At 69.5% G+C, this 16,983-nt stretch carries 18 protein-coding genes; 7 read left to right on the forward strand and 11 right to left on the reverse strand.

The window, feature by feature from the left end; all coding sequences use genetic code 11:
• Nucleotides 1–71: 71 nt before the first annotated feature.
• Nucleotides 72–986: a polyphosphate kinase 2 gene (gene ppk2, locus AC0IZS_RS15685; RefSeq protein ID WP_471636449.1), complete on the forward strand. Its 915-nt coding sequence runs from the start codon at nt 72–74 to the stop codon at nt 984–986.
• Between the two features lie 32 nt (nt 987–1,018).
• On the opposite strand, the gene AC0IZS_RS15690 is transcribed toward ppk2, so the two are convergent.
• From AC0IZS_RS15690 to AC0IZS_RS15715, 6 genes are all read right to left on the reverse strand, one after another.
• On the reverse strand, nt 1,019–1,396 hold the full coding sequence (locus AC0IZS_RS15690; RefSeq protein WP_471636450.1) for a response regulator: 378 nt from the start codon (nt 1,394–1,396) through the stop codon (nt 1,019–1,021).
• Entirely contained in the window at nt 1,393–1,920 is a 528-nt protein-coding gene (locus AC0IZS_RS15695) for a GAF domain-containing protein (RefSeq protein WP_471636451.1), read from the reverse strand. The genes AC0IZS_RS15690 and AC0IZS_RS15695 overlap by 4 nt, the downstream gene beginning before the upstream one ends.
• 62 nt (nt 1,921–1,982) lie before the next feature.
• Entirely contained in the window at nt 1,983–2,987 is a 1,005-nt protein-coding gene (locus tag AC0IZS_RS15700) for a GlxA family transcriptional regulator (RefSeq protein ID WP_471636452.1), read from the reverse strand.
• Nucleotides 2,969–3,598 (reverse strand): DJ-1/PfpI family protein, encoded by a 630-nt coding sequence (locus AC0IZS_RS15705; protein WP_471636453.1) that lies wholly within the window; start codon nt 3,596–3,598, stop codon nt 2,969–2,971. Before AC0IZS_RS15705 ends, AC0IZS_RS15700 begins: the two co-directional genes overlap by 19 nt.
• Before the next feature lie 22 nt (nt 3,599–3,620).
• Nucleotides 3,621–4,388 (reverse strand): carbon-nitrogen hydrolase family protein, encoded by a 768-nt coding sequence (locus AC0IZS_RS15710; RefSeq protein WP_471636454.1) that lies wholly within the window; start codon nt 4,386–4,388, stop codon nt 3,621–3,623.
• 14 nt (nt 4,389–4,402) lie between these two features.
• The gene (locus AC0IZS_RS15715) at nt 4,403–4,969 is read right to left on the reverse strand and encodes an isochorismatase family protein (protein ID WP_471636455.1); all 567 of its coding nucleotides are present in this window, start codon (nt 4,967–4,969) and stop codon (nt 4,403–4,405) included.
• Between the two features lie 293 nt (nt 4,970–5,262).
• On the opposite strand from AC0IZS_RS15715, the gene AC0IZS_RS15720 reads away from it, so the two are divergent.
• The gene (locus AC0IZS_RS15720) at nt 5,263–6,369 is read left to right on the forward strand and encodes an extracellular catalytic domain type 1 short-chain-length polyhydroxyalkanoate depolymerase (protein WP_471636456.1); all 1,107 of its coding nucleotides are present in this window, start codon (nt 5,263–5,265) and stop codon (nt 6,367–6,369) included.
• Nucleotides 6,370–6,387: 18 nt separating this feature from the next.
• Here the strand turns inward: AC0IZS_RS15720 and AC0IZS_RS15725 are convergent, their stop codons facing one another.
• The 3 genes from AC0IZS_RS15725 to AC0IZS_RS15735 form a co-directional block, all read right to left on the reverse strand.
• Nucleotides 6,388–7,533 carry an AI-2E family transporter gene (locus AC0IZS_RS15725; protein WP_471636457.1) on the reverse strand — a complete coding sequence of 382 codons (1,146 nt, stop codon included), beginning with the start codon at nt 7,531–7,533 and terminating at the stop codon, nt 6,388–6,390.
• Between the two features lie 13 nt (nt 7,534–7,546).
• Nucleotides 7,547–8,590, reverse strand: a complete 1,044-nt coding sequence (gene purM / locus AC0IZS_RS15730) for a phosphoribosylformylglycinamidine cyclo-ligase (RefSeq protein WP_471636458.1) — start codon at nt 8,588–8,590, stop codon at nt 7,547–7,549.
• Nucleotides 8,591–8,665: 75 nt separating this feature from the next.
• Entirely contained in the window at nt 8,666–9,883 is a 1,218-nt protein-coding gene (locus tag AC0IZS_RS15735; protein WP_471636459.1) for an MFS transporter, read from the reverse strand.
• A gap of 271 nt (nt 9,884–10,154) precedes the next feature.
• Here AC0IZS_RS15735 and hda point away from each other — a divergent pair, with 271 nt between their 5' ends.
• The 4 genes from hda to folK are packed head-to-tail and all read left to right on the forward strand — an operon-like array spanning nt 10,155 to nt 13,776.
• Complete coding sequence (gene hda, locus AC0IZS_RS15740) at nt 10,155–10,853, forward strand: DnaA regulatory inactivator Hda (protein ID WP_471636460.1); 699 nt, start codon at nt 10,155–10,157, stop codon at nt 10,851–10,853.
• A 54-nt stretch (nt 10,854–10,907) separates the two neighbouring features.
• Nucleotides 10,908–11,612, forward strand: coding sequence for a histidinol-phosphatase (locus tag AC0IZS_RS15745; RefSeq protein WP_471636461.1), 705 nt, complete (start codon nt 10,908–10,910; stop codon nt 11,610–11,612).
• On the forward strand, nt 11,609–13,267 hold the full coding sequence (gene pcnB, locus AC0IZS_RS15750; RefSeq protein WP_471636462.1) for a polynucleotide adenylyltransferase PcnB: 1,659 nt from the start codon (nt 11,609–11,611) through the stop codon (nt 13,265–13,267). The genes AC0IZS_RS15745 and pcnB overlap by 4 nt, the downstream gene beginning before the upstream one ends.
• A gap of 14 nt (nt 13,268–13,281) precedes the next feature.
• Nucleotides 13,282–13,776, forward strand: a complete 495-nt coding sequence (gene folK, locus AC0IZS_RS15755) for a 2-amino-4-hydroxy-6-hydroxymethyldihydropteridine diphosphokinase (RefSeq protein ID WP_471639535.1) — start codon at nt 13,282–13,284, stop codon at nt 13,774–13,776.
• Here the strand turns inward: folK and AC0IZS_RS15760 are convergent.
• Entirely contained in the window at nt 13,773–14,510 is a 738-nt protein-coding gene (locus tag AC0IZS_RS15760) for a TetR/AcrR family transcriptional regulator (protein WP_471636463.1), read from the reverse strand. The two genes, folK and AC0IZS_RS15760, sit on opposite strands and share 4 nt — an antisense overlap.
• Nucleotides 14,511–14,628: 118 nt before the next feature.
• On the opposite strand from AC0IZS_RS15760, the gene AC0IZS_RS15765 reads away from it, so the two are divergent.
• Nucleotides 14,629–15,942, forward strand: a complete 1,314-nt coding sequence (locus AC0IZS_RS15765; protein ID WP_471636464.1) for an aspartate aminotransferase family protein — start codon at nt 14,629–14,631, stop codon at nt 15,940–15,942.
• Nucleotides 15,943–15,985: 43 nt separating this feature from the next.
• Here AC0IZS_RS15765 and AC0IZS_RS15770 read toward each other — a convergent pair whose 3' ends face one another.
• Entirely contained in the window at nt 15,986–16,969 is a 984-nt protein-coding gene (locus AC0IZS_RS15770; protein WP_471636465.1) for a Bug family tripartite tricarboxylate transporter substrate binding protein, read from the reverse strand.
• Between the last annotated feature and the right edge of the window lie 14 nt (nt 16,970–16,983).

A 16,983-nucleotide genomic window follows, 5' to 3' on the forward strand; every position in this document is an offset into this window, starting at 1 on the left:
CATGTGCGTGTCATGCATTTGTCACCGGGTGGGCGCATCATGGGAGATCCCTTATTTGCTCCACAGACGCCATGTTCCAGAACGCCCCCATCGATGCGCAGGACCTGATGCAGCGCATCGCCAACGACCTGATCGACAGCTACGACGAAGAGCTGGAGCTGGAGATCGAGGACCGCAACGTGGACGATTTCGGCGACGCCATGCCCACGGACAAGCATGCGCGCCAGCAGTATTTCAAGGAGCTGTTCCGCCTGCAGGGCGAGCTCGTGAAGCTGCAGGACTGGGTGCAGCACAGCCGCCAGAAGGTCGTGATCCTGTTCGAGGGGCGTGACGCGGCCGGCAAGGGCGGCGTCATCAAGCGCATCACCCAGCGCCTGAACCCGCGCGTGGCCCGCGTGGCAGCGCTGCCCGCACCCAACGACCGTGAGCGCACGCAATGGTACTTCCAGCGCTATGTGGCGCACCTGCCGGCTGCCGGCGAAATGGTGCTGTTCGACCGCAGCTGGTACAACCGCGCCGGTGTCGAGCGCGTCATGGGCTTTTGCTCGGACGACGAGTACGAGGAGTTCTTTCGCACCGTGCCCGAGTTCGAGAAAATGCTCGTGCGTTCGGGCATCACCCTAGTCAAGTACTGGTTCTCCATCACCGACGAAGAGCAGCATCTGCGCTTTCTGGGCCGCATCCACGACCCGCTCAAGCAGTGGAAGCTCAGCCCCATGGACCTGGAGAGCCGCATCCGTTGGGAAGCCTACACCAAGGCCAAGGAAACCATGCTGGAGCGCACCCACATCCCCGAAGCCCCTTGGTGGGTGGTGCAGGCCGTGGACAAGAAGAAAGCCCGCTTGAACTGCATTTCGCACCTGCTGTCGCAGTTCCCCTATGAAGATGTGCCCCATCCCCCCGTGGTGCTTCCCGAGCGCGTGCGCAACCCCGAATACCTGCGGCAGCCGGTTCCCGCCAACATGTATGTCCCTGATTCGTACTGAGGCCGCGCCGGGCAGGTGTGCGGCGAGGCCGGTCAGGTGTCTCTCAGCAACTCGATGGTGGAGATCACGTCCTTCACCTTGAAGGGCTTGAGCAGCACGCGGCGCACGCGCAGCGCCTTCATCTGTTCGGCCGTCGTGGCATCCATCTGCGAGGTGGTCACGGCGACCGGTACGGACGAGGCCACCGCCAGCTGCGATGCGCGCACGCTCTCCAGCAGTTGCATGGCCTCCTGCTGCTCTTCCAGCGAGACGATGACGCCCGCGAAATCCCGCTGCGCCAGTTGCTGCTGCGCGGTGCGCACGCTTGCCACCTGGCGCACTTCGGGGAGCGACAGCTGGCGTGCGGTGGAGACGATGATGCTGCCGGTCAGCATACTGGGCTCTACCAGCAGGATGTCGCGTGCGTTCATGCTGCGTCGCCTGTGTCTCCAGGCGTGGCCGCCTGGGCGTCGCGCCGCACGAGTTCCTCCACCGCCAGGTCGCGCAGAGAGGCCAGGATGGCCAGGTCCACCCGGTCCAGGTCACGCGGCTGCTGGTCGATGATGCACAGGGTGCCGATGCTCTCGCCGCTGGGCAGCTTGAGCGGGGCGCCAGCGTAGAACTGGATGCCCGGCCCGCCGGTCACCAGCGGGTTGTCGGCAAAGCGCAGGTCCTGCGCGGCGTCGGGCACGACCATGGTCTCGTCCTTGAGGATGGCATGGGCGCAGAACGAAATGTCGCGCGCCGTTTCGGGGGCATCCAGCCCCACCTTCGCCTTGAACCATTGGCGCTCGGCGTCGATCAGCGAGATCAGCGCAATGGGCATGTCGAACTCCTGCGCCGCGAAGGCCACGATGCGGTCGAACCGCTCCTCGGGCGGCGTGTCCAGGATCAGCAACTGGCGCAGGGCCTGCAGTCGGTCGTCTTCGTTGGCAGGGGTGGGCGGCTCTTGCATGTCGATCAGGCATTCCAAACGCACGGAATGCCATTATGTTCCGCGATAGTGCAAGCCTGCGGTCAGTGGTGGGTTGCCGCGTCCCGCGCCGGGGTGCCGGGGCGGCCGAACTGGTGCCAGGCGCGGCGCAACTGCGTGTCCGAGCTGAAACCGGCCAGCGCCGCCGCCTGCGTCACGTTGTGGCCCGATTGCAGGGCCGCTTCGGCAGCGGCCAGCCGGATGCGGCGCAGGTACTGCAGTGGCGCAATGCCGGCGTGCTCCAGGAACAGCCGGTTCAGGTGCCGGGGCGAGGTGTGCGCTACCTCGGCCATGGCGCTTACGTTCCAGGGCGCCTGGGGTTGCTGGCCCACGGCGTCCTGCACGCGGTGCAGCGGGCCGTGCAGGTGGTTGCGGTGGTGCAGAAAGGGCGAGAGCTCCGGGTCCTGCGGGCCACGGCGCAGGGCCACCACCATGGTTTGGGCCACCTGGGCGGCAATGGCCGGGCCGCAGGTGTCGGCAATGCGGTAGAGCACCAGGTCGATGCCGGTGGTCACTCCGGCGCTGCTGTGCAGGGCGCCGTCGTGTACGAAGACGCGGTTGGACACCACGTCGCAGTGCGGGTCCACCATGGCCAGCTCGCCCAGGTGCTGGTGGTGCGTGGTGGCGCGCCGGCCGGTCAGCAGCCCGGCGTGGGCCGCCAGCACCGCGCCCGCGCAGATGGTGACCAGCTCCAGCCGGCCCGTGGCCAGGCGCATGCCGCGCAGCCAGTGCAGCAGGTCGCGGGCCTCGCTGTTGTCCACCGCGATGGCCTTGCCCGGCAGGCCCACCAGCACCACCCAGGCCGGCTGGGGCAAGGTGGCAGGCAGGGGCTCCAGCCCGGTCAGCATGGCGCCCACCGAGGTCACCGCCTCCGGCGTGGGGCTGGTGAAGTGCTGCACGAAGCGTTCGGGTTGCCCCTGGGCGCGCAGCAACTGGTTGGCGATGCGCAGCGCCTCTGCCGGGCCGGCCCAGTCCAGCACCAGGCTGCCGGGCAGCAGCGCGAAATAGACGTGGATCGGTGCGTGCGGTGTCAGGGGTTGGGGTTCCATGGTGTGTCCATCTGGCGGGCAGTGCGCTCGGACAGCGCGGAGCCGGCCAGGCGCGTGACCAGGTGCAGGCTCATGTCGATGCCGGCGCTGATGCCGGCCGACGTGACCAGCGCACCGCAGTCCACCCAGCGCACATTCTCCTGCACGCCGAGTGCCGGAAACTGCGTGCGCAGGTCGGCAATGTCCTCCCAGTGCGTGGTGGCCGGCCCCTCGGTCAGCACGTCGGCCGCAGCCAGGATGAAGGCCCCCGTGCAGACCGAGGCGGTGATCTGTGCGCCTGCGGCGGCCCGGGCCACCCAGGCGCGGGTCTCGGCGCAGGCGGCGGCCACATCGACCACACCGCCAGGCACGATCAGCACGTCCGGTGCGGCGGCCGTGGCGAAGTCGGCATCGGGCAGCACACGCAGGCCGGCGCGTGCCTGCACCGGCTGCAGGCTGCGCGCCACGCACTGCACGGCAAAGGGCGCGGGTGCCCCGGGCTGCAGGCGCTGCTGCATGCGGCAGGCGGTGGTGAAAACTTCGTAGGGGCCGCCCAGGTCCAGGGCCTCGACATCGTCGAACACCAGGATGGAGACTTGCAAGGGGCGAGGGGAAGCGGAAACAGGAGTCATGGAGTGAACAAAGGTTAAAAGGTCAAGGGGCCGGTCGGGCGAACACATAGCGCGGGTAGGTGTTGCGGGCGCCAGCAGCCACCGCCAGGTCCACGTCCACCGTGCAGAAGGGGCGGTCCACGCTGGTCTGCGCGAGCAGGGCGCCATCGGGGCTGATCGCCCAGCCAGCGCCACCGTAGCCCGTATCGACCCGGTTCGACGACAGGCTGTAGGCACCGGTTCGCACCGCAGCAACGGCGCCCACGGCCAACCACTTGGCGGTGGTTGCCGCCGCAGTGGCGCGCGGCGTGAGGATCGCCTCCACGCCCAGGGCTGCATAGCCTGCGTAGGTGTCCAGCGCCCAGAGCTCGGTGCAGATGCTCAGGCCGAACGCCAGGGGGCCGGCGGAGCAGCGCGCAAATTCGGCATCGCCGCGCTCGAACCAGGTGGCCTCCCAGCCTCCGGGTTCATCGGGCAGATGGAACTTGCGCCGCAGTGGCTGGTAGCCGCCCTGGGCTGACCAGGCAAAGCCCTCGTTGTAGTGGCGCCCGTCCACGGTGACCGGGCGGGCGCCCACCACCCAGGCGGCGCCCAGCTCGTGCAGCCGCGCCGTCCAGGCATCGCTGAGCGCAACGGCCGCCGCCCAGCGCGCGCGGTCGAGCGGCGTGGACTCCCACACCGGCTCCACGAACGCGAATTCGGGCAGCAGCACCAGTTCCGAGTGTTCGCTGCGCATGTGCGCGGCCAGGGCTTCCCAGGCCGGTTCGAGCAAGGCGGGCTGGTAGGGCAGTTCGCAGACAGTGGCGCGCATGGTGGTCTCCCGGCTCAGCCTGCCGCTGCGGCGGCGGCCAGGGCTTCGTCCACCGTGCGCAGCGTGGCAAAGCGCCCTGCCAGCACGGTGGCGGTGCGGGCCTTGATGTCGGCGGCGGGCAGTGTGCGGCCATCGGGCTGCACCATGTCCCAGGTCAAGGTGGCGTCGGCCACGAAGTCCACTTCCCAGCCCAGGTCCGACGCATGGCGCGTGGTGGTCTCGCAGCACTGTTCGGTGCGGATGCCGCTCACGACCAGGCGCTGGATGCCGTGGCGGGTGAGCCAGACATCGAGGCCGGTGCCCACCAGCGCACTGTGGCGCGACTTGGTGAAGGTGGCCGCAGCGTCGAAGGCGGCCAGACCATCGAGCGCCCGCACATGGCCGGATTCGATCGCGAAGGCGTTGCTGGCATCGGCCGGGCCGTCGCTGTGGAAGATGCGCACCACCGGCACGCCCTGCGCCACACAGCCCTCGATCAGCGCGTTCTGCGCCGCCAGGTAGGCCGGCAGGTCGCCCGCCGTGAAGTAGGGGCGCTGGCGGAAGGATTCCTGCGCATCAATCACAATCAGACAGGTTTTCATGGTCATGCCCTTGAGGCTCGGGTTGCAATGGACGTATCTTCCCTTGGGGGATCAGCGCAGTCCCGCCGGCCCTGGACATCTATCGATCAATTTCTGCCATGATTTCCTGTCTGGACGAAGGCTTGGAGACTGCGGCCTGCCGAATACCCTTTGTCTCGGCGTCTTGCACGGCGTGAACGCTGGCTGGTAACGCTGGTTTGCTATTGATGGGATAGCGTCAGGCGCATGAAGCCATAAGCTGCTATGGTGCATAGGGTTTTCCCTATCTATGGATCGCACCCGCACAACTGCCCATGGCCCGCCGCTCCCGTCTCTTCTCGCTGTCAGCGCTCACCCGCGCCTACCAGCGCAACCTCAAGGCCTTTGAGAAGGCGGCCAAGCCCATGCGTGCGCAGGCGGTGACGGCGCTGCGGGCCGTGCCCAAGCTGGCCCAGAAAGCCGCCAGGCAGCCGCCCATCCGCAGCGTGGCCCCGCGCCCGCGCAAGCCCCAGCCCGTCAGTGGCGAGTGGCTGGCAGGCATTGCGCCGGGGCCTGCGGGAGCGCGGCGTTTCCACCTGTACATTCCGCCCGCACTGGCGCTCAAGAAGGGCGAGACGCTGCCCCTGCTGGTCATGCTGCATGGTTGCGGCCAGACCGGGCGTGACCTGGCCGCCAGTTCGCGCATGAACCGGCTGGCGGCGCGCAAGCGCTTCCTGGTCCTCTACCCCGAGCAGGAGCGCATGGCCAATGCCCACGGCTGCTGGAACTGGTTCGAGCGTCGCAATGGCAAGGCCGCTGCCGAAGCCGCCACCTTGCTGGCGGCCGTGGACCAGGTGGCGCGCCGCCATCCGGTGGACCTGAACCGCGTCGCGGTGGCGGGCCTGTCGGCCGGCGCCAGCATGGCAGCCCTGCTGGGCGCCACCTACCCGGAGCGCTTTTGCGCCGTGGCCATGCATTCCGGCGTGGCACCGGGCACGGCCGAATCGGCTGCCACGGCCATGGCCGCCATGCATGGCAAGCGCGAGGCGCATCTGCCCGAGCCGCCGGGTGCCAGCGCCCTGGTGCCGGGCCTGCGCATCGACGGGACGCCGTTGCCGCCGCTGCCGCCCTTGCTGATCCTGCACGGCGATGCCGATGGGGTCGTGTCCGTGCGCAACGCCGTGGCCACGGCCACGCTCTGGGCCGAGGCGCTGGGCGCACGGGCTGGCACGGCGCGCATGCTGCAGCGCGGCAAGCGCCATGCCACGCGGGTGACCGAATACAGGGCACGCTCCCGCTCGGTGGTGGCATTGCGCGAAATCGTGGGCCTGGGCCATGCCTGGAGCGGTGGCACGCCCAGCCTGCCCTACAGCGACCCGCAAGGGCCGGACGCATCGGCCCTGGTGTGGGCCTTCGCGGAGAAGCAGTTCGCGCGCCAATGACCGGGCGCGCCGGCCGGCTCACACCAGCCGCGCAGCGACCAGTTCCTTCTTGAGGTAGGCGTAGAACAGCGGAGCCGCCACCAGCCCGGCGGGGCCGAACACGGCCTCGGCCACGAACATCACGCTGAGCAGCTCCCACACGCCCATGTGCGTGCGCCGGCCAACGACCTTGGCGTTGATCACGTACTCGGCCTTGTGGATCAGGATCAGAAAGCCCAGGCAGGCCGCGGCCGCCATGGGCGACACCGACAGGCCGACGATGGTGATCACCGCGTTGCACAGCAGGTTGCCGACGATGGGCACCAGCCCGGCCACGAAGGTCAGCGTGATCAGCACCGGGGTGTAGGGCAGCTCCAGCTTCCAGATGGGCAGCACGAACAGCAGGAACAGCGCCGTGAGCAGGGTGTTGAAGCTGGCGATCCAGAACTGCGCGGCCACGATCTGGCGGAAGGCTTCGCCCAGCAGCGTGATGCGCTGCTGCAGGGCGATGGCCAGGGGCCCGCGCGGGGGCGCCAGCGGGCGCACGGCCGCGAGCGCGCCGATCAACAGGCCCACGTAGGCAAACAGCAACCCTGCCAGCCAGGCGCGCCCGGCCATGGCCAGGGCGCCGGCCTTGGCCCCCAGGTAGCTGGCGATGATGCGCTGGATCTCCGCTGCGCCCTCGGGCAGGTGGCTGGCCATGTCGGCCGGCAGTTTCAGGCGCAGTTCCAGCACCGTGCGCGCCATGTAGTCGAGCAGTTCGCGGTACTGCTGGGGCGCCTCCACCAGGTAGCCGCGCGAATGGGTGACGCCGATGGCCAGCAGCACCAGGGGCGAGAGCATCACTGCGGCCGCGGCCGCCAGTTCGGCGATGCGTGGCAGCGTGGCGGAGTGCGCGTTGGCGCGGCGCTGGGCCAACTGCGCCAGCCAGCGCGCCAGCGCCCGGGTGGCGAGGAAGCCCAGGCACACGCACAGCAGGCCGGGCAGCAGGTTGCGCCACATCACCAGCAGCAGCGCGCCGGCCATCAGCAGGTAGCTGGCCAGCGCCACGCCACGGGGCAGCGGGCCGAAAGGGCGCGGATGCTCCGCCCCGGACAGGGAAGCCGGCACGGCAGGGGTGTCGGGCAGGGGAGCGGGCACGATGTCGGTGCCCGCTTCAGGCGGTTCCAGCGGTGGCTGCGCCATGCGCTGGGTCGTCTCAGGCAACGACCACGGCGGCGCCGTCGCCACGCGGTGCGATGGCACCGATGGTGTAGACCTTCTCGCCGGCGGCGGCCAGCGTGGCGGCCGTGGCGGCGGCGTTGGCGGCATCCACCACCACCACCATGCCGATGCCGTTGTTGAAGGTGCGGTTCATCTCGATGTCGTCGATGCCCGCGGTCTTCTGCAGCCAGGCGAACAACTCGGTCTGGGGCCAACTGCCCTTTTGCAGGTGGGCGGCCGTGCCCTCGGGCAGCACGCGCGGAATGTTCTCGAGCAGGCCCCCGCCGGTGATGTGGGCCAGTGCCTTGATGGGGTGGGTGGCCAGCGCGGCCAGCACGTTCTTCACGTACAGGCGCGTGGGCTCCATGATGGCCTGCTTGAAGGGCTTGCCGTCGAGCGTGGCGGGGGTGTCGGCGCCGGCACGCTCGATGCACTTGCGCACCAGGCTGAAACCGTTGGAATGCACGCCATGGCTGGCCAGGCCCAGCACCACATCGCCGGGCTGCACGTCCTTGCCCGTGAGGATCTTGGATTTTTCGACCGCACCCACGGCAAAGCCGGCCAGGTCGTACTCGCCAGTGGGGTACATGCCGGGCATTTCAGCCGTTTCGCCGCCGATCAGCGCGCAGCCGCTGAGCTCGCAGCCCCAGGCGATGCCGCCGACCACGGCGGCCGCCGTGTCCACGTCGAGCTTGCCGCAGGCGAAATAGTCGAGGAAGAACAGCGGCTCGGCGCCCTGCACCAGAACGTCGTTGACGCTCATGGCCACCAGGTCGATGCCCACGGTGTCGTGCATGTTCCACTCGAAGGCCAGCTTGAGCTTGGTGCCCACGCCATCGGTACCGGAGACCAGCACGGGTTCCTTGTAGCGCTTGGGCACCTCGAACAGTGCGCCGAAGCCGCCGATGCCGGCCAGCACGCCTTCGCGCATGGTCTTCCTGGCCAGGGGTTTGATGCGTTCGACCAGCGCGTCGCCTGCGTCGATGTCAACGCCGGCGTCTTTGTAGGAAAGGGGAGTGGGGGTCGCGGAAGAGCTCATGGGGGGTGTGGGCTGGTAGGCCCGCCGGGCGGGCTGGAATCCAGGGATTTTAAGGGGCATCGCCGCGCCACTTGCTCAGCCCTGCCCGGCCGGGGGCTTTGGCGCACGCCCGACCCGGCGCGCCTGCAGCAGCACGCCGGCCAGCGCCAGGGCGGCAAACAGCATTCCGGCGGCAAACGTGGCGCCCGGGCCCCACCGGTCCCACAGCAGGCCTGCCAGCACGCTGGCCACCAGCAGCGCCCCGCCGCTGACCAGGTTGAACATGCCAAAGGCCGTGCCGCGCAGGTCGGCAGGGGCCGTGGCGGCCACCATGGTGGCCAGCAGCCCCTGGGTCATGGCCATGTGCAGCCCCCACAGGGCAATGCCCAGCCCGGCCAGCATGCCGTGGCCGCGCCAGGCCAGCAGGGCGTCGGCGGCGATCAGCACCACCAGCCCCCAGGCCAGCAGCGTGGTGTGGCTCATCCGGTCGGACAGCCTGCCCAGCGGATAGGCGCCGAGCGCGAACACCAGATTCATGAGCACCAGCACCAGGGGCGTCCACGCCAGCGGCAGTCCGTCCTGCTGCAGGCGAAGGAGCAGGAAGGCCTCGCTGAAGCGGGCCAGGGTGAACACGGCGCCCAGCGCCACCACCCACCAGTAGCGTGGTTCCAGGCGCCGCAGGCTCTCGCGGCGGATCGGGTTGGTACGGGGCGTGCCGGCGGGGCGCTCGGGCTCCCGTACGCCGACCAGCAACAGCAGCACGCACAGCACGGCGGGCAGCACGGCCACCCAGAACACGGCACGAAAGTCGTTGGCCCAGAGCAACATCAGCCCCATGGCGATCAGCGGGCCCAGAAAGGCGCCCACCGTGTCGAGCGACTGGCGCAGGCCGAAGGCGGCGCCCTGCATGCCGGGCGGCGCGAGGTCGGCCACCAGGGCGTCGCGCGGTGCGCCGCGAATCCCCTTGCCGACCCGGTCCATCAGCCGGGCCGCCACCACACAACCCACGGTGGAAGCCAGGGCAAACAGCGGCTTCGCCAGGGCACCCAGCCCGTAGCCGAGCACCGCCAGGGGCTTGCGGCGCCCCCACCAGTCGCTCAGCGCCCCCGAAAACACCTTGAGGACCAGTGCCGTGGCCTCGGCAACCCCTTCGATGATGCCCACGGTGAGCATGCTCACCCCGAGTGCCGCGACCAGGAAGACGGGCAGCAGGCTGTGGATCATTTCGGAGGAAATGTCCATGAGCAGGCTCACAAATCCCAGGGCCCAGATGCTGGCGGGCAGGCGGTGGGGGCGGGGCGGCAGGTCGGCCATGGGGGGCTGGGTGGGTGGCAAAGGAGGTGCGCTGCGTGGCGGCGCCGACAGGAGACTAAAATCGGCCATATTGTCGCTGCCGGGATCTTTCGCCGAAGGACCCCCGGGGCAACGCAACGGCTCTGTGCCGCTACCTTCGCCGCGTTCCGCCGCAGTCACCTACGGCCAGACATCTTTCAATGCCACCTGTGATGCCGCTGCTGATCCTCTCCCTGCCCGCCGCTCTTGCACCCACCGCCACGGGCTGCTCCCTTCTGTCCGGGTGCCGCGCATGAAGCAACTGGCGCTCGACATCGGCCTGGCCACGGGGCCGACGCTTTCCCGTTTCTTCGCCGGCCCGAATGAGGCCGCCTTGCAACACCTGCGCCTGGCGGCCGGTGTCGGCAGCAGCCCGGCCACCCGTTCACCCGTGCCGACCTACCTCTGGGGTGAGTCGGGCAGCGGCAAGTCGCATCTGCTCAATGCCGTGCGCCAGGCGCTGCGCGAGCAGGGCGACGCCGTGGGCTGGCTCGACCCCTCCATGGGCGAGCCGCCCGAGTTCGACGAAGGCTGGTCCGCCGTGCTCATGGACGATGTGCATTTGTACAGCACGTCCCAGCAGGCCACGGCCTTCAACTGGTTTGTCAACGCCATCAGCCCGGCCAGCGGCAGCCAGCGCTGGGTGCTGGCCGCCGGCAGCCTGCCGCCGGCCGACCTGCCGCTGCGTGACGACCTGCGCAGCCGCCTGGGCTGGGGCCATGTGTTCCAGCTGCAGCTGCTGGGCGAGCCCGAGCGCCGCGCCGTGCTGCGCCAGGAGGCCGACGCCCGCGGCGTGTTCCTGAGCGATGAGGTCATGGACTACATGCTCAACCGCTTCTCGCGCGACCTGGGCAGCCTGATGCAGTTGCTCGATCAACTCGACGCCTACGCGCTGCGCGCCCAGCGCGCCATCACCATCCCGCTGCTCAAGGCGATGCTCGAGTCCGAATGATCCGCGCGTGCCCGATCCGCATCCCCGTGCCGCTGCATCCCGGCGCCTGACCGAATGACCACCCCTGCTTCCCCGGCCACCCGTCCCCGGCTCGCGCTGTTCGACCTGGACCACACGCTGCTGCCGCTCGACTCCGACTACGAATGGGGCGAGTTCACCATCCGCATCGGCTGGAACGACCCCGTCGAGTTCGCGCGCCGCAATGGCGAGTTCTATGCCCACTACCAGGCAGGTACACTCGACGTGCATGACTATGTGCGCTTTGCCACCGAGGCTGTGCGTTTGCGCGGCCCCGAGGCGGCGGCTGCGGCGCATGAACAGTTCATGCGCGAGGTCATCACCCCGGCGATACAACCCCAGGCCCTGGCCCTGGTGCAACAGCACCTCGCTGCCGGGGACGAGGTACTGATCGTCACCGCCACCAACGAGTTCGTGACCACGCCGATCGCCAAGGCGCTGGGGGTGGGCGAGTTGCTGGCCGTCCAGCTGGTGCGCGATGCGAGCGGCTGGTACACCGGCGAGATCGACGGCGTGCCCACCATGCGCGAAGGCAAGGTCACGCGCATGGAACAATGGCTGGCCCAGCGCCGGCTCACCTGGGGTGATGTCGAGAGCACGTTCTACAGTGACTCGATGAACGACGTGCCCTTGCTCGAAAAGGTCGACCACCCGGTCGCCACCAACCCCGACCCGCGCCTGCGGGCGCTGGCCCAGGAGCGCGGCTGGCGCATACTGGACCTGTTTACTGCACACCCATGATCAAGAAGTTCATCGACAAACTGCTGGGCAAATCGACGCCCGGCACCTCGGGCGGCAAGCCGCATTTCGGCAAGCGCGAAGAGGTGCCCGCCACCGTGCACGGCATCAACCCCGAACTGGTGGACCGCCGGGCGGCCGAGGTCGTGGCGACGCTCAAGCAGGCCGGCTACGAGGCCTACATCGTCGGCGGCGCGGTGCGCGACCTGCTGCTGGGCCTGCGGCCCAAGGACTTCGACGTGGCCACCAATGCCACGCCCGAGCAGGTCAAGGGGCTGTTCCGCCGCGCCTTCATCATCGGCAAGCGCTTTCGCATCGTGCACGTGGTGCATGGCCGGGGCCGCGAGCACGAGGTGATCGAGGTTTCGACCTTCCGCGCCTACCTGGACAACGCCGCGGCCGGCCAGGTCGCGGGCAACGAGAAGACCAGCAAGCAGCAGCTGTCGGGCATGCAGCATGCCGTGGACGCCAGCGGCCGCGTGCTGCGCGACAACGTCTGGGGCCCGCAGGACGAGGACGCCACGCGCCGCGACTTCACCGTCAACGCCATGTACTACGACCCGGTCAGCCAGATCGTGGTGGACTACCACAAGGGCATCCAGGACGCCAAGAAGAAGACGCTGCGCATGATCGGCGACCCCGCCACGCGCTACCGCGAAGACCCGGTGCGCATCATCCGCGCCGTGCGCTTCGCGGCCAAGCTCAGCGCCCTGGGCTTCACCATCGAGACCAAGACCGCCGCGCCCCTGGTGCAGTCGCAGGCGCTGCTCGCCGACGTGCCGCAAAGCCGCATGTTCGACGAGATGCTCAAGCTCTTGCAGACCGGCCATGCCATCGCCACCATCGCCCAGCTCAAGAAGCTCGGCATGGCCAAGGGCATCTACCCGCTGCTGGACGTGGCGGTGGAGCGTGCCGACACGCCGTTCGTGAGCGCCGCCCTGGCTGACACCGACCGCCGCGTGGGCGAGGGCAAGCCCGTGGCGCCGAGCTTCCTGCTCGCCTGCGTGCTGTGGGAAGACGTGCGCAACGGCTGGGATGCGCGCATGACCAACCAGCGCCAGCACGCGCTGCCGGCACTGCAGGAGGCCATCGACGAGGTGTTCGACAAGCGCATCGGCGACGTCTCGGGCCGCGGCAAGCTGGCGGCCGACATGCGCGAGATCTGGGTCATGCAGCCACGCTTCGAAAAGCGCGTGGGCAGCACGCCCTTCGGCATGGTCATGCAGCCGCGCTTTCGTGCCGGCTTCGACTTTTTGCGCCTGCGGGCTGACGTGGGCGAGATCGGCGAGGCCCTGGCCGAGTGGTGGCAGGACTTCCAGGCCGCCGACGATGACCGCCGCGAAGACCTGATGGACCAGGCCCGCGAGGAACAGAAGGCGCGCCAGCGCGTTGCCCAGCCCACGGCGCGCCGCGTGCCCAAGGCGGCGCCCGCTGGCGAGGGCCAGGCCCCGGCCCCGCAGCCCAAGCCGCGTGCGCCGCGCGCTGCCTCTGCCGACGGCGGGCAGGACGATGCTGACGACTTTGCACCCGACCAGGGCAGCGATGCCGTGCCACCCGACGGCAGTGCCCCCAAGAAGCGCCGCCGCCGTCGCCGCAAGCCGGTGGGCGGCAGTGGTGCCGGTGGCGGTGAAGGCTCTGCCGCGCCTGCGGCCGAGTGAACGGCACCGCCGGCATGGCCGTCGAGGCCTTCATCGGTCTGGGTGCCAACCTCGGTGACCGGGGCGCCGCCCTGCAGCAGGCGCTGGCCTCCCTGGCCGCCCTGCCGCAAACGCAGGTGCGCCAGGTCTCCTCGTTGTACCGCAGCGCGCCGGTGGATGCCGATGGACCCGACTACCTGAACGCCGTGGCCGAGCTGGCCACCGGGCTGTCGCCCACGGCCCTGCTGCAGGCCCTGCAGGCCATCGAGGCGGCAGCAGGCCGCGAGCGCCTGTACCGCAATGCGCCGCGCACGCTGGACCTCGACATCCTGCTCTATGGCGACGAGACCATCGCCACCCCGGACCTCACCGTGCCGCACCCGCGCATGGGGGAGCGTGCCTTCGTGCTGCAGCCCCTGTCCGAGCTGGCACCTGCCCGTGTCACCCCAGGCCAACTGGCGGGCGTGGCCAATCAGCGCATCGAGCGCACAGACACCTTGCTCTGGCCAGTGGCAGGCTCTGGTCGCTAAGTATTGCGGGGCAGCCGCGCGGCCAGTCCCTGCACCACCACCTCCGTCCAGGCATCGAAGCCCGCGTCCAGCGGGTGCGTGCTGCCGCTGCTCCAGCGCACCACGAAGGCGCGGTTGGCCATCTGCGGCAGGTGGCGCGCCAGGGTCGGGCAGGCATCGCCATCGATCTGCGCCAGGCGCTGCTGGTGGCCTGCGGCCCAGCCGTCGGGGTCGTCATCGGGCTGCGGCGCCAGTTCCAGGGTCACGAAGCTGACCATGGCGGCAATCACCACGTTGTAGGCATCGAAAAGGCCCTGGTCCGCGAACCCGGCCGATTCCAGCAGCGCCAGGATGCGGTCCAGCAGCAGCGGGTCCAGGCTGGCGTTGGAGACCAGTTGGGCCCCTAGCACCGGGGCGATGCGCGGGTGCTGGTGTACAGCCTGCCGGTAGCGTGCGAACAGGGTGCGCAGCTCGGCCTGCCAGTCGCCTGCCGGGTCGGGTGGTTCCAGGCCGCCCACCGCGGCCGTCACCGCCCCGGCGATCAGCGCATTGCGCCCCCCGGGCACATGCCAGTACAGCGCTGTCGGGTAGACCCCCAGCGAGCGGGCCAGGTCGCGCACGCTGAAAGCCTCCACCCCGCGCTGGTCGATGAGCGCCAGGGCCGCCGCCAGCACGCTCTCGCGCGACAAGGGCGTGGCCACGGTGTCGGCGGCAGTGTCAGGGGGAGAGGGGGCTTTGGTGCGGGCGCGGGGCATTGGGAACAAGGGCGAAGGCAGTTGCTGGATTGTCGGGCATCCCGCTGCGCTGAACGCCGCCGCTTGCCAGATCGCCTCCTCGGATCCATAATTTCTTGTACACTGTACAGGAGATCGCATGAATGCCACCCCAACCCCCCTGGACCACGCCCTTTTCGAGGCGGTGGAGACCTACCGCGCACGCAACCCGCGCAGCGCCTCCTTGCTGGCCGAGGCGGAAAAATCCCTGCCCGGTGGCAACACCCGCAGCGTGCTGTTCCACGGGCCCTTCCCGCTCAGCATGGCGCGTGGCGCTGGGTGCCGGGTGTGGGATGCCGACGGCCACGAATACATCGACGCGCTGGGCGAGTTCACGGCGGGGCTCTACGGCCATTCGCACCCGGTCATCATGGACGCCATCCAGGAGGCGCTGGCCGGCGGCATCAACCTCTCCTCCCACACGGCGCGCGAGGGCCTGCTGGCGCGCGAGATCCAGAAGCGCTTTGCGTCCATGGAGCTGCTGCGCTTCGCCAACTCGGGCACCGAGGCCAACCTGCTGGCCCTGGCCGCCGCCAAGGCGCACACGGGGCGCAGCAAGGTGATCGTGTTCGACGGGGCCTACCACGGCGGCGTGCTCACCTTTGCGGGCGGGGGCTCGCCGATGAACGTGCCGCACGAATTCGTGCTGGCGCGCTACAACGATGCCGACAGCGTGCGCGCGCTGGTGGCCGCGCACGGAGCGGACATCGCCGCCATCCTGGTCGAACCCATGCTCGGGGCCGGAGGCTGCATTCCTGGCGAGCCGGCCTTCCTGCAGGCGCTGCGCACCCTGGCCGACGATTGCGGCGCGCTGCTGGTGTTCGACGAGGTGATGACCTCGCGCCTGTCCTTCGGCGGGCGCCAGGCACTGCTGGCCATCCGGCCGGACCTCACCACGGCAGGCAAGTACCTCGGGGGCGGCATGTCGTTCGGGGTGTTCGGCGGGCGCCGCGACGTCATGGAGCGCTTCGACCCGCGCCGCCCCGATGCGCTGGCCCATGCCGGCACCTTCAACAACAACGTGCTCACCATGGCCGCCGGCCATGCCGGGCTCACCCGGGTGCTGAGCGCCGAGGTGGTGCAGGCGCTCAATGCCCGAGGCGAGCAACTGCGCGCACGCTTCAACGCCGTGCTGGAGCGCCATGGCGTGGACATGGCCTTCACCGGCACCGGATCGCTGATGACCCTGCACGCCACGGCGGCGCCGGTGCGCTCCCCTGCCGATCTGCAGGGCACCGATGGGCGCGCCAAGGACCTGGTGTTCTTTGGCCTGCTCGAAGAAGGCGTGTTCATGGCGCGGCGCGGCCTGATCGCGCTGTCGCTGCCCGTGGGCGACGCCGAATGCGACGCCATGGTGGCCGCGCTGGGGGCCGTGGCGGCAAGGCAGCGCAACGTGCTGCCGGAACGGGCATGAAAAAGCGCCCCGCGGGGCGCTGAGGAATGGAGCGGTGGGGCGCTCAGTCGACCTTTGCCCCAGAGGCCTTCACCACCTGCTGGTACTTGGCACGCTCGCTGGCCATGAAGGCTTCGAACTGCGCAGGCGTGGTGGGCACGGGCTCGGCCAGCAGCAGGCCGAAGCGGGTCTTGGTCTCGGGCGCATTCAGGGCCGCGACGAAGGCCTTGTTGAGCTTGTCGATCACCGGCTTGGGCGTGGCCGCAGGGGCCACCAGGCCCCACCAGGTGTCGATGGAAAAGTCCTTGTAGGTGGCCGACAGCGGAGGCACGCCCGGCAGCGAGGGGCTGGCCGCCAGCGAGGTCACGGCCAGGGCCTTGAGCTTGCCGGCGCGGATGTTGGGGGCTGCAGCCGCCAGGTTGTCGATGTTGAAGTCCACCTCGCCAGCCAGCAGGGCCAACTGGGCCGGGTTGGCACCGCGGTAGGGGATGTGCAGCGCGAAGATGCCGGCGCGCTGCTTGAACATCTCGCCCGCCAGGTGGCCGGCGCTGCCGTTGCCGCCGCTGCCGTAGTTGAGCTTGGCCGGGTTGGCCTTGGCGTAGGCGACCAGGTCGGCCAGGGTGTTGATCTTGAGCTGCTCGGCCTTGGCGGCGTTGATTACCAGCACATTGGGCACGCGCACCATTTGCGTGATGGCCGCGAAGTCCTTGGCCGCATCGTAGGGCATGCGGGTGTAGAGCCAGGGGTTCACCGCGTGCGTCGCGGTGGCCGAGATGCCGATGGTCAGGCCGTCCGGCGCCGCCTTGGCGATCGCATCGGCGCCGATGTTGCCGCCCGCACCGCCCTTGTTGTCGATGATCACCGTGCCCAGCGAATCACGCACCCGCTCGGCCAGCGCACGTGCTGTCACGTCGATGGGGCCCCCCGGTGCGTAGGGCACGATCAGGCGGATCGGCTGGCCCGAGTCCTGGGCCATGGCGGCGTGTGGGAGGGCAGCGGCCACGATGGCGGCGCTGGCGAGAAGGGTGGTGAGATTTCTGCGGTTCATGGTGCCATTGTGCA

The organism is Acidovorax sp. AC410 (genome assembly GCF_979253235.1).